A 13,098-nucleotide genomic window follows, 5' to 3' on the forward strand; every position below is an offset into this window, starting at 1 on the left:
CTCCGATGAATTTTTCCCAATTCTTCATTTCACGGCCGATCTTCGCAGCGGTGCTGTCGCTGTTGATCCTGATCGCCGGTGCGATCTCGCTGTTCCAGCTACCGATCAGCGAATACCCGGAAGTCGTGCCACCGACCGTGGTGGTGCGTGCCAACTTCCCGGGCGCCAACCCTAAAGTCATCGGTGAAACCGTGGCCGCTCCGCTGGAGCAAGCCATCACCGGCGTCGAGAACATGCTGTACATGTCCTCGCAGTCGACCGCCGACGGCAAGATCACCCTGACCATTACCTTCGCTCTGGGCACTGACCTGGACAATGCGCAGGTGCAGGTGCAAAACCGGGTGACCCGCACCGAGCCGAAGCTTCCCGAGGAAGTGACGCGCATCGGTATCACCGTCGACAAAGCGTCGCCCGACCTGACCATGGTTGTGCACTTGACCTCCCCGGACAAGCGCTACGACATGCTCTACCTGTCCAACTACGCAATCCTCAACATCAAGGATGAGCTCGCTCGTCTGAACGGTGTCGGCGACGTACAGCTGTTCGGTATGGGCGACTACTCGCTGCGTGTCTGGCTTGACCCGAACAAGACCGCTTCGCGCAATCTGACGGCGACTGATGTGGTCACGGCAATTCGTGAACAGAACCGTCAAGTCGCGGCCGGTCAACTCGGTGCGCCCCCTGCCCCGAATGCCCAGAGCTTCCAGCTGTCGGTCAACACTCAGGGCCGACTGGTCAGCGAGGAAGAGTTCGAGAACATCATTATTCGCGCAGGCGACAACGGTGAAATCACTCGCCTCAAAGACATCGCTCGCGTTGAGCTGGGCTCCAGCCAATACGCGCTGCGTTCGTTGCTGGACAACCAGCCGGCAGTGGCCATTCCGATCTTCCAGCGCCCAGGCTCCAATGCCATCGACATCTCGAACGAAGTTCGCGGCAAGATGGACGAGCTGAAGAAAAACTTCCCGCAAGGCATGGATTACAGCATCGTCTATGACCCGACGATCTTCGTGCGAGGCTCGATCGAGGCGGTGGTTCACACCCTCTTTGAAGCGCTGATTCTCGTGGTGCTGGTAGTGATCCTGTTCCTGCAAACCTGGCGCGCCTCGATCATTCCGTTGGTGGCGGTACCGGTATCGTTGATCGGTACGTTTGCGGTGATGCACCTGTTTGGCTTCTCACTCAACGCGCTCTCGCTGTTCGGCCTGGTGCTGGCAATCGGTATCGTAGTGGACGACGCCATCGTGGTGGTGGAGAACGTCGAACGGAACATCGAACTCGGACTGACACCGGTCGAAGCAACCAAACGGGCGATGCGTGAAGTGACCGGCCCGATCATCGCGACGGCGCTCGTGCTGTGTGCGGTGTTTGTTCCGGCAGCGTTTATCTCCGGCCTCACCGGGCAGTTCTACAAGCAGTTCGCACTGACCATTGCAATCTCGACCGTGATTTCGGCGTTCAACTCGCTGACCCTGTCGCCAGCACTGGCCGCCGTGTTGCTGAAAAGCCATGACGCACCGAAAGACCGCTTCTCCAAAGTGCTCGACAAGATCTTCGGTGGCTGGTTGTTCCGTCCGTTCAACCGTTTCTTCGACCGTGCCAGCCATGGCTATGTCGGCACCGTGCGCCGGGTTATCCGTGGCAGCGGCATCGCCCTGCTGCTGTACGCAGGCCTGATGGTGCTGACCTTCTTCGGTTTCTCCAGCACCCCGACCGGTTTCGTACCCGGCCAGGACAAGCAATACCTGGTGGCTTTCGCGCAATTGCCAGACGCTTCTAGCCTGGATCGCACCGAAGACGTGATCAAGCGCATGTCTGACATGGCGCTGAAACAGCCGGGCGTGGAAAGCGCCGTAGCGTTCCCGGGCCTTTCGATCAACGGCTTCACCAACAGCCCGAACGCCGGCATCGTCTTCGTGACGCTGAAACCGTTCGACGAGCGTAAAGACCCGAGCATGTCCGCCGGTTCGATTGCCGGGGCCTTGAACGGCCAGTACGCGAACATTCAAGAGGCGTACATGGCGATCTTCCCGCCACCGCCGGTACAAGGTCTGGGCACCATTGGTGGTTTCCGCCTGCAAATCGAAGACCGGGGCAACCTGGGCTACGACGAGCTGTACAAAGAAACCATGAACATCATCAACAAGAGCCACAGCGTGCCGGAACTGGCCGGGCTGTTCACCAGCTACACCGTGAACGTGCCTCAGGTCGATGCCGCCATCGACCGTGAAAAAGCCAAGACTCACGGCGTGGCTGTCAGCGACATCTTCGACACCCTGCAGATCTACCTGGGTTCGCTGTATGCCAACGACTTCAACCGCTTCGGGCGCACCTATCAGGTCAACGTTCAGGCCGAGCAACAGTTCCGCCTCGAATCCGATCAGATCGGTCAGCTGAAAGTACGCAACAACAAGGGCGAAATGATCCCGCTGGCGACCTTCATCAAGGTCAGCGACACCTCGGGTCCGGATCGCGTGATGCACTACAACGGCTTCATCACTGCAGAAATCAACGGCGCGGCTGCCCCGGGCTACAGCTCCGGCCAGGCCGAGAAAGCCATCGAGAAACTGCTGAAGGATGAACTGCCAAACGGCATGACCTACGAGTGGACCGACCTGACCTACCAGCAGATCCTGTCCGGCAACACCGCGCTGTTCGTGTTCCCGCTCTGCGTACTGCTGGCGTTCCTGGTGCTCGCCGCTCAATACGAAAGCTGGAGCCTGCCACTGGCGGTGATCCTGATCGTACCGATGACCCTACTGTCGGCCATCACCGGTGTGATCATCTCGGGCGGTGACAACAACATCTTCACCCAGATCGGCTTGATCGTACTGGTGGGACTTGCCTGTAAGAACGCGATTCTGATCGTCGAGTTCGCCAAGGACAAACAGGAAGAAGGTCTCGATCCGCTCGCGGCGGTACTCGAAGCCTGCCGTCTGCGTCTGCGGCCGATCCTGATGACTTCCTTCGCGTTCATCATGGGTGTGGTGCCACTGGTGTTCTCCAGCGGTGCCGGTGCCGAGATGCGTCACGCCATGGGTGTGGCGGTGTTCTCCGGCATGCTCGGGGTGACCTTCTTCGGTCTGTTGCTGACGCCAGTGTTCTACGTACTGATCCGTAACTTCGTTGAACGCAGTGAGGCCCGCAAAGCGGCCAAGGCCATGAAACTGGAGGCGCAACAATGAGTCTGAAAGTCTTCCTGCCGAGTCTGCTGGTGCTGGCCCTCAGTGCCTGCGCCGTCGGCCCCGACTACAAGACCCCAGCCACGGAGGCGGCCAATATCACGGCCGCCACCGACGGCGCCGCCGGGCAAAAGAACTTCGACCGTTCTAAATTCGAAGGCATCTGGTGGCAGCAATTCGACGATCCGACCCTCAACCAGTTGGTGACCCAATCACTGCAAGGCAACCGTGAACTGCGCGTGGCGTTCGCGCGCTGGAAAGCCGCCCGGGCGATCCGCGACGACGCCAGCAACGATGCGATGCCGACCATCACCAGCCGCGCCAGCAGTGATCTGGCCAAGGGGCAAATCCCTGGCCAGACCACCGACCGGGTCAATAGCGAACGCTATGACCTCGGTCTGGACATGGCCTGGGAGCTGGACCTGTTTGGCCGCATCCAGCGCAATCTGGAAGCCAGCGACGCCGACCAGCAAGCGGCCGAAGCCGATCTGTACCAACTGCAAGTCACCATGATTGCCGAACTGGTGGACGCTTATGGTCAACTGCGTGGTGCGCAACTGCGCGAAAAGATCGCCGTGGCCAACCTGAAAAACCAAGAAGAGTCGCGCAAGATCACCATCAGCCTGAGAGACGCCGGTGTCGGTGATCAGCTCGATGTCGAGCGCGCCGATGCGCGTCTGGCCAACGTTGAAGCCACCGTGCCGCAGTTGCAGGCGGAACAGGTTCGGCAGAAAAACCGCATCGCCACCCTGCTCGGTGAGCGTCCGGACAAGCTGACCGTTGATCTGAGTCCAAAAGACTTGCCAGCGATTGCCAAAGCCTTGCCGATCGGTGACCCGGGCGAACTGCTGCAACGTCGTCCGGACATCCTCAGCGCGGAACGCAACCTGGCTTCGGCCACAGCGCGCATCGGCGTCGCGAAAGCCGATCTGTTCCCACGGGTCAGCCTTAGCGGCTTCCTAGGCTGGACAGCCGGGCGTGGTTCGCAAATCGGTTCCTCGGCGGCCAACGCCTGGGCACTTGGCCCGAGCATCACATGGGCCGCGTTCGACCTTGGCAGCGTACGCGCGCGTTTGCGTGGCGCCGATGCTGAAGCCGAAGGCGCATTGGCGACTTACGAGCAACAAGTGCTGCTGGCACTGGAAGAATCGGAAAACGCCTTCAGCGATTACGGCAAGCGTCAGCAACGCCTGATCTCGTTGATCCGTCAGAGTGAATCAAGCCGCAAGGCGGCTGACCTGGCTGAAATCCGCTATCGCGAAGGCACCACGGACTTCCTAGTGCTGCTCGACGCTCAGCGCGAACGTCTGAACGCCGAAGACAGTCAGGCCCAGGCCGAAGTTGACCTGTATCGCGGCATTGTCGCGATCTACAAGGCCCTTGGCGGCGGCTGGCAACCGGAGACTGTCGCCAGCAAGTAATCGATTGTTAAAGAGCTCCTTTGGTTGGCCGCAACCAACCAAATTTTTTGCCCCGCGTATCATTCGGTCGCGGGGCTTTTTTATGCCTCGCCACATCACCCGAACGCCACTGTTCCCCTGTAGGAGCTGCCGAAGGCTGCGATCTTTTGACTTGCCTTTAAAAGAGCAGATCAAAAGATCGCAGCCTTTGGCAGCTCCTACAGGGATCAGTTTTCCAGCACAGTGACGGTCGCTGTGGTGCCCGCACGCAGGCGGTTCTTGCCGGCATAGTCGCCATCAATGTCGATCCGTACCGGCACCCGTTGCGCCAGTTTCACCCAGGTGTAACTCGGGTTGATGTTGGCCAGCAGCCGACTGCCCGGCGCGTTTTCGCGGTCGGCAATGGCGAAGGCAATGCTCTGCACCGTGCCGCCGAAAGTCTCCCCGCTCATCAATTGCACGTGGACCCGATCGCCCTCGCCGATTCGTGGCAGTTTGGTTTCTTCGAAATAACCACTGATGTAGAACGAGTCACTGTCGACCAGCGCCAACAAAGCACCGCCGCTCACCGCGTAGTCACCTTCACGGGTCAGGAGGTTGGTCACGTAACCGCTGACTGGCGACTCGACGCGGGTGCGCTGTAAATCCAGTTCGGCCTGGGTCAGTGCGGCAATCGCCAACTGCACGTTGGCCTCAGCGAGGCCGAGATTGGCTTGATTGCGCAGCAGATCCGCCTGGGCCACCGCCACATCGGTACTGGACTTCTCCCACTCCTCCCCGGAAATCGCAAAACCCTGCTTGAGCGTACGCCGTCGACGTTCTTCGCTTTGCCGCTGCTTGAGTAAGGCTTCGCTGGCAACAATGGCCGCTTGCGACTGCCCCAGCGTTGCCTTCGCCACTTCCACCGAACGCCGCGAGTGCTCCACCGCGAGGCGATAGCGCGCCGGGTCGATCTCCATCAACAGTTGCCCCTTCTGCACATGCTGGTTGTCCTGCACCGCCAGACTGACAATACGCCCCGACACATCCGCCGACAGCGTCACCACGTCTGCCCTGACCCGGGCATCGCGAGTCCATGGCGCGCGCGTGTAATGTTCCCAGGCAAACCAGCCGAGGACGATCGCCAGCAGCACCACCGCCAACGTGATCAATCGCGTGAATAGCACTTTCAAGGCATCAGGCTCCCATCAGCAAAATCAGCGTGGCACACACACAGGCATACAAGGCGCCCTCGAACAGCGCCTCATGCCAGACCAGACGCAACACGCCCAAACGCCGCAATCCCCAGTCCAGCAGCATGAATATCGGAATGGCCAACAATAACGCCTGAGCAATGGGCGGCAGATAGACACCGCCAATCTCGAAATCAATGGGCAAGGGCTGCTTCTCCTTCCGGAACAGAATGCTGGATGGCGTCACCGTGGCGCTGCAGGAATGACACCACGATCAGCAGGGCCACACGCATACGAAACAGCGACCACACATGCTCATGGCTGGCGACGTGCAGTTCATCCAGCTCGTCGCCCAATGTGTGCAGGGTGGCCAGCAATGGCGCCAATTGAACGTCCTGCCGCCCGGCGACAAAGCGCCCGGTCTTGCGCACGGCCGAAGCCAGACGCTGATTGAAAGCGTCCGTCAGCAATGCATTGTTGTGTGCCTGCTGCCTCAATTGATGCATCGCTACACCCAGAGCTACGCAAGCCAGGCTGATTTCATACAGTTGCTGCATGGGCCGGCTGTTCACCGCCGGCAGCAGGCCGAGCATGCTGGTCAGGCGATCGACCATGCGGCTTTCAAAGGCAAACTGTTGCTCATCGGTCGCGGGCGTTTTGGTCAGCGCATACACCTGCTCGCGCGCTTCGTTATACAAACGGCGAAGGCGCCACGCCGGGCGAAACGGGAAAATCCACGCATAAACGATCAGGGCAAGCATGGCCGCACTGACATAGGCGCCGGCAAATTCGAACCATTGAATCGCCGTGTTCTGCCCGGTACCGACATTCTGCGGGCCGAGCATCAGGAAACTCGACAACCCCAGCCCCATGCCGATGCCTGCCGTCGCCGGGCTGGCCAGACCGATTGCGATCACATACAGCAGCGGCGCCAGCAGCATTGCCAGCAGCTCGAAATCACTGATCGCCGGCACCAGCATGAATTGGTAGAACGCCGAGACCACCAGCGCCAGCCCCAGGCCACGGGCGTAACTCTGCGCGGCCATCAGCGGACGCGGGAACGTCGCCATCAGCGAGCAGAGGATTCCCACCAGAATCATCCCGCCCCGCGCGCCGTCCCACGCGGTTTCGATCCAGATCAATCCGGCGACCAGCAGCGCGGTGAACGCACGGATCGCATTCATCGACGCCAGGGTGAAATCCAGATGCAGAGGGCTGACCTGACCGCGATAAAGACAACTGGCCTCACGCCCTTCCTGAATCGCATCGCTCAGCTCAAGGATTTGCTCCAGTTGCTGCAATAGCCGCGCCTGTTCCCAGCGCAGCGCCCAGGCCAGCGAGCGCAAGGTGGCGCTCATGTTTTCAGTCAACTGCTCGGCCTGATACGCCAACGCCTCGAACTGTTGTTGCAGCTTGACGAAGTGCTGGCGTGCGGGTTCGGGTAGCGCTCGCCCTTGCTCTGCCAACTGATCGAGCAGCGCTAGCTCTTCGGCGCGCAAGCGCTGGATATCCAGCGGCAGATCGCCTTCCCAGCGTTCGGTAAGCAGTTCGCGCTGATGACGTAATGCGGTCAACCGAGAGGTCAGCAGCATCAGTTGGTTGCCCAACAGCAGCACCAGATGGCTGGCACTGCGTAAGCGCGGCGCATCGAAATACAAGTGCCGCCGCAGGCCTTCAAGGGCGCTGATCTCGCCGAGCAGTTGCATTTGCCGGTGCTGGAACTCCGCTTCGCTTTCTTCCGTACGAAGCACGGCGGCGGCATGGCTGGCGGCCAGTTTGATCACCTGATCGACTTTGGCGAAATACCCCTTGGCCACCGCTTGCGGCCTCGCCGTCAGCAGACTGACCACACATACACACGCCACGGCCAGCAAGGTTTCCGTGACGCGGGTTACCGCCAACAGAAACGTGCCGTCCTGGTCGGGAATTGCCAATAGCGCCACGACCACAGCGGTGTAACCACTGAGCACAAACGCTTGCGAGCTGGTGTAGCGCAGCAACGTGCCGCCGGCCGTGCACAGCGCCAGCCACAGTGCCAGAGTGGTAATGAATGGCAGCGGGGCCTGGGGAAAGATCGCCATGATCACTACCGCCACCGCTGCCCCAAGCGTCGTGCCGATCACCTGGCCGAAACTGCGTGCCAGCGCCATTCCGGCCAACGGCTGGCTGACAATGACCACCGCCATGATCGACCACTTGGGCTGATCGAGATCGAACAGAAACGCCAGATACAGCGTCAGCAACCCCGCCGCAATGGTCCGCAGGGCAAACAGCAGGACGGCCTGACCGGGGTGGATCACGGCCTTGAAGTAATTGAACAGGGCTTGCATGGGTAGACTCATCGAAGCAACTTCTGCAAGCGTAGACACTGCAACGAAAGCCTGACGGGTAACTGAGTCGACGCAGTTTGTAGGGCGATTCGCATGCAAGAGTTTGACTCATGGCCGAAGCTGACCGAAGCTTGCCGCTCTGCTCAAGAACGCCTGTTTCGGAAACCTGCATGCCTCAGTCTCGCCGCTACTTGCTTATCAGCCTGGGCCTTGTGCTTATCGTCATTGTCGCGTGGTTGTCCGTGCGCAGCACCGTGCCGGTCATACCCGATGCGATCAAACACGGCTATAGCGAGGCGTTGGATGCCGCGCGCAAGGGGCAACCGGGCGCGGCGCGTCAGTTGTATCAACAACTGGGCCGTCCGGACATTTCGGTCAAGCGCCGCGTGTGGCTGCATGGCGAGCTGCCTAACTATCCGAGTCCACAGGCGTTGAAGCTGGCCGACACAGACCTGCAAAACGAATCCCCCGCCGTGCGCCTGGCGGCGATCAAAAGCGTGGTCGGACTGGTGCCAGGCGGGCAACGAAGCCTGTTGCTCGGGCCAATGCTCGAGGATGAGGATCAAACTGTTCGCTTCGCCGCGATCAACGCCCTGCTTGGCTTGACCCCGGATGAGCTGGGGCTGTATTTCGCGCCGCTGCAACAAGCGATCGACGGTTGGGAGCAAACGCTCAAGGCCCTGCCGGAAAGCGCTGCCAACTACGCGCAACTGGCCCGACTGCATCTACACAACGCCGAACTCAAGGAGGCACAGGTCGCGCTTGAGAATACCCTGCGCATGGAACCCGGCAATCTGCAGGCGCTGGTGATGCAGATCGATGTCCTCGATCGCCAGGGCCAAACCGATGCCGCCCGCCAATTGCTGGGCCAGCAACTCAAGGCACAACCTGACTCGGCTTATCTGCAACATGCCTTGGGCCTTTGGCTGTTGCACCACGATCAGCGCGAATACGCCCTGCTCGGTTTGTCCAAAGCGGTGGAGCTTGAGCCGGACAACAAGGATTATCGCTACGACCTCGCCACCACCCTGCACAGCGCCGAAGAACTGGAAGCGGCGCAGAAGCAGTTGCAGGAAATCGTCCAGCGCCACCCCGCCGACCGCAAGGCGCGGGTCTTGCTGATCAATTACTGGAAGGAAAGCGGACAACTGCAGAATGTGCAGATCCTGCTGGCGCAACTGGAGCAGCTGAACCCCGATGATCCGGCGTTACAGCAAGGCCTCTGAAGTACTTTTGACCGCTCGTTGGACACATCCGGCAAGGAATTTCGGAACTGCCATCACGCCATAGGGTCAAGTTAATCAGGCCGCTCAATTAGTTGGCGGCCTCGCTTCCCTTAGTCATGAGAGGGCATTTTTTGTCTACTTCTAACGAGTTGATCAGTGCGAAAGCCGCTACCGGCATTGTGGGTCTGGATGACATCCTGGCCGGTGGTTTGTCTCGCGGTCATGTTTTTTTGCTGGAGGGTGAACCCGGTACCGGCAAAACCACGGTCGCTTTGCATTTTCTCCTGGCCGGCGCGAAAGCCGGCGAACGCTCGTTGTACATCACGCTCTCGGAAACCGAGCGCGAACTGAGGCAAGGGGCGTCGTCCCACGGCTGGACGCTGGATGACAACATCAAGATCTTCGAGCTGACGCCCCCGGAAAGCCTGCTCAATGCTGAGCACCAGCAGAGCCTGCTGTATTCCTCCGACCTGGAACTGGGCGAAGCCACCAAGCAGATTTTCGAAGCGGTCGAACGTTTCAAGCCCACGCGTGTGGTGCTCGACAGCCTGTCGGAGATCCGCTTGCTGGCACAAAGCTCTTTGCGTTATCGCCGGCAGATTCTGGCCATCAAGCATTACTTCGTGCGCTACAACGCCACGGTACTGCTGCTTGACGACTTGACCACCGAATCCCTCGACAAAACCGTGCACAGTGTGGCACACGGGGTGATCCGCCTCGAAGAGCTGACGCCTAACTACGGCGCCGAGCGGCGACGCGTGCGAGTGGTCAAGTACCGGGGCCAGAAATATCGCGGCGGTTTCCACGACTTCACCATCATGGGCGACGGCGTGCACGTATTCCCGCGTCTGGTGGCGGCTGAACACCGTGGCGACTATGCGCGTTTGCAACTGTCCAGTGGCATCCCGGAAATGGACGCCCTGCTCGGCGGCGGCATCGAGACCGGCTCCAGCACGCTGATTCTCGGCCCTGCCGGTACCGGTAAATCGCTGATCTCGATGATCTTCGCCGCCGCTGCGGTGCTCCGTGGCGAGAAAGCCGCACTGTTTATCTTCGATGAAGAACTCGGCCTGCTGTTCGAGCGCATGAAAAACATCGGCATCGACCTCAAGGCCCTGCAGGCGACCGGCAATCTGTTGATCGAACAGGTCGACGCCGCCGAACTGTCACCGGGCGAGTTCTCCCACCGCGTGCGGCGCTGCGTCGATGAAGGTCAAATCAAAACCGTGGTTATCGACAGCATCAACGGCTATCAGGCAGCAATGCCGGAAGAGAACGCGCTGGTGTTGCACATGCACGAACTGTTGCTGTACCTGAACCGCAAAGGCGCGGCGACGTTCATGACGGTTGCCCAGCATGGTCTGGTCGGCGACATGCAAGCGCCGGTCGACATTACTTATCTGGCTGACACGGTGATTCTGTTGCGCTACTTCGAAGCACTAGGCAAAGTCCGCCGCGCGATCTCGATCATCAAGAAACGCACCGGCAGCCATGAATCGACCATTCGCGAATACCGCATTTCCACGCAAGGCATGACCATCGGCGAACCGCTGGAAGCCTTTCAGGGCGTACTGCGCGGTGTCCCGACCTACCTCGGCGCGAGTAATCCGTTACTGCAGGAAGAGCGCTTGTGACGGTTCAAGTGCCGCTGGCCGAACGGGCGCTGATTCTGGCGCCCGTGGGTCGCGACAGCCAGATTGCGCTGATGATCCTCAACGAGGCGGGTTACGGCGGAGTCGTCACGCCAAGTCTGGGTGCGCTGTGCAAGGAAATCGAAATCGGTGCCGGCCTGGTGCTGGTCGCCGCCGAAGCCTTGCGCGGGCCGGAACTGGAAGCGCTGTTCCTGTATCTGGAAGAGCAACCTGCCTGGTCGGATCTGCCGATTGTGCTGTTGACCCATCACGGCGGTCAGGAACAGGGCCCCTCCTCACGCCTCAGCGATCTGCTGGGCAACGTGACGTTCCTTGAGCGACCGTTTCATCCGGCGACGCTGGTCAGTATGGTTTCCGCCGCATTGCGCGGCCGCCGACGACAATACGAAGCCCGCGACCGGCTGATCGATCTGAGTGAGAGCGAACGGCGCCTGCAATCGACGCTGGAAACCCTTGAGCAACAGGTCGAAGAGCGCACCGCACAACTGCGCCACAACGAAGAAGCGCTGCGCCAATCACAGAAAATGGAAGCGGTCGGCCAACTCACCGGTGGTATCGCCCACGACTTCAACAACATGCTCACTGGCATCATCGGCAGTCTTGAGTTGTTGCGTCGACGTTTGGCCCGTGGTCGCACCGATGACCTCGACAGCCTGATTGATCTGGGCGTGACTTCGGCCAATCGTGCCGCCGGCCTGACCCACCGCTTGCTGGCGTTTTCGCGTCGGCAGTCGCTCGATTCAAAAGCCGTGCAGATGAACACCCTGGTGCAGTCCATGGGCGAGTTGCTGCAACGCAGCCTCAACGAAAGCATTCAGCTGGACATGCGCCTCAACGACAATCTATGGGTTGCGGAGGCGGATCCCAATCAACTGGAAAGCGCCCTGCTCAACCTGGTGATCAATGCCCGCGACGCGATGCCCGACGGCGGCAAACTGGTGGTCGAGACTAGCAACCAGGTGCTCAAGCGCGAATTCACCGAGGCCTACAACAACCTCGAACCCGGTGATTACGTGATGCTCAGTGTCACCGACAACGGCAGTGGCATGCCTCAAAGTGTCGTCAACCGTGCGTTCGATCCGTTTTTCACCACCAAACCGATCGGCCAGGGCACGGGACTGGGCCTGTCGATGATCTACGGTTTCAGCAAGCAGTCACGCGGCCATGTCTCGATCGACAGCGAGATCGATGAAGGCACCACAGTGAGACTGTACTTGCCGCGCTTTCGCGGCGAAGAACTGGCCAGCCCCGTCGCCGATATTCCGCAATTGCCGGATGCGCTTGACGGCGAAACCGTGCTGATCGTCGAAGACGACCCGGCCGTGCGCGTGCTGGTTTGCGCGGTACTCGGTGAGTTGGGTTATGCCTTCGTCGAGGCCTGGGATGCGGACAGCGCGGTGCCGATTCTGAATTCGACGCAGCGCATCGATCTGCTGATCAGTGATGTCGGTCTGCCGGGCATGAACGGCCGGCAACTGGCGGAGGTTGGTCGACAATATCGGCCAGGTCTGAAGGTCCTGTTTATCACCGGATACGCCGAGCACGCGGGAGTGCGTGGCGGGTTCCTCGATTCGGGGATGCAGATGATCACCAAACCGTTCACGTTTGACCTGCTGACCGCCAAGGTGCGGGAGATGATCAAAAGCTGATAATACTGAAACTGTAGGAGCTGCCGCAGGCTGCGATCTTTTGATGTTGATCGTTAAAAAAGATCAAAAGATCGCAGCCTGTGGCAGCTCCTACACAGATATCAGGCGAGCAATTCCTGAATCTTTTCCTGCAACACATCCAGGTCGAACGGCTTTTCCAGGATCGGCGCCTTGCGCGTGATCGGGCTGCCGGTTTCGCGGATTTCCTGCGGATAACCGCTGATGAAAATCACTTTAAGGTCCGGGCGCAGCTTAACGGCCGGCTCGGCGATCTGCACACCGGAGATCCCGCCGGGCAAGCGGAAATCGGTGATCAACATGTCCAGATGTGGCTTGCTCGCAAGAATTTCGAACGCCTGCTCGCCGTTTTCGGCCTGCAACACGCGATACCCCTGCCCTGACAGGTAATCCGTCAGGACCATCAAGATAACCGGTTCGTCCTCGACGACGAGTACTACATCTTGTGCATCTACGCTCATGGGAAGCC

At 59.9% G+C, this 13,098-nt stretch carries 9 protein-coding genes; 5 read left to right on the top strand and 4 right to left on the bottom strand.

The window, feature by feature from the left end; translation table 11 throughout:
* The first annotated feature begins 5 nt into the window (after positions 1-5).
* Complete coding sequence (locus tag LOY43_RS15010) at positions 6-3,185, top strand: efflux RND transporter permease subunit (protein ID WP_258708280.1); 3,180 nt, start codon at positions 6-8, stop codon at positions 3,183-3,185.
* Positions 3,182-4,603 carry an efflux transporter outer membrane subunit gene (locus LOY43_RS15015; RefSeq protein WP_095126067.1) on the top strand — a complete coding sequence of 474 codons (1,422 nt, stop codon included), beginning with the start codon at positions 3,182-3,184 and terminating at the stop codon, positions 4,601-4,603. The genes LOY43_RS15010 and LOY43_RS15015 overlap by 4 nt, the downstream gene beginning before the upstream one ends.
* Positions 4,604-4,809: 206 nt before the next feature.
* On the opposite strand, the gene LOY43_RS15020 is transcribed toward LOY43_RS15015, so the two are convergent.
* Genes LOY43_RS15020 through LOY43_RS15030 form a run of 3 tightly spaced genes read right to left on the bottom strand, consistent with a single transcriptional unit; the run spans position 4,810 to position 8,084 of the window.
* Positions 4,810-5,754, bottom strand: coding sequence for an HlyD family secretion protein (locus LOY43_RS15020; RefSeq protein ID WP_258708281.1), 945 nt, complete (start codon positions 5,752-5,754; stop codon positions 4,810-4,812).
* Positions 5,755-5,758: 4 nt separating this feature from the next.
* The gene (locus LOY43_RS15025) at positions 5,759-5,959 is read right to left on the bottom strand and encodes a DUF1656 domain-containing protein (protein WP_007914938.1); all 201 of its coding nucleotides are present in this window, start codon (positions 5,957-5,959) and stop codon (positions 5,759-5,761) included.
* Positions 5,949-8,084: an FUSC family protein gene (locus LOY43_RS15030; protein ID WP_258708282.1), complete on the bottom strand. Its 2,136-nt coding sequence runs from the start codon at positions 8,082-8,084 to the stop codon at positions 5,949-5,951. Before LOY43_RS15030 ends, LOY43_RS15025 begins: the two co-directional genes overlap by 11 nt.
* 170 nt (positions 8,085-8,254) lie before the next feature.
* On the opposite strand from LOY43_RS15030, the gene LOY43_RS15035 reads away from it, so the two are divergent.
* The 3 genes from LOY43_RS15035 (at position 8,255) to LOY43_RS15045 (ending at position 12,611) form a co-directional block, all read left to right on the top strand.
* Positions 8,255-9,310 carry a tetratricopeptide repeat protein gene (locus LOY43_RS15035; RefSeq protein ID WP_220556259.1) on the top strand — a complete coding sequence of 352 codons (1,056 nt, stop codon included), beginning with the start codon at positions 8,255-8,257 and terminating at the stop codon, positions 9,308-9,310.
* A 131-nt stretch (positions 9,311-9,441) separates the two neighbouring features.
* A complete protein-coding gene (locus tag LOY43_RS15040) occupies positions 9,442-10,944 on the top strand; it encodes an ATPase domain-containing protein (protein WP_093431272.1) in 1,503 nt (500 codons plus the stop codon).
* Positions 10,941-12,611, top strand: coding sequence for an ATP-binding protein (locus tag LOY43_RS15045; protein WP_258708283.1), 1,671 nt, complete (start codon positions 10,941-10,943; stop codon positions 12,609-12,611). The genes LOY43_RS15040 and LOY43_RS15045 overlap by 4 nt, the downstream gene beginning before the upstream one ends.
* 101 nt (positions 12,612-12,712) lie before the next feature.
* Here LOY43_RS15045 and LOY43_RS15050 read toward each other — a convergent pair whose 3' ends face one another.
* Entirely contained in the window at positions 12,713-13,090 is a 378-nt protein-coding gene (locus LOY43_RS15050) for a response regulator (RefSeq protein WP_003225116.1), read from the bottom strand.
* Positions 13,091-13,098: the final 8 nt, after the last annotated feature.

Source organism: Pseudomonas sp. B21-041, from assembly GCF_024748675.1.
GTDB classification, from domain to species: domain Bacteria; phylum Pseudomonadota; class Gammaproteobacteria; order Pseudomonadales; family Pseudomonadaceae; genus Aquipseudomonas; species Aquipseudomonas neuropathica.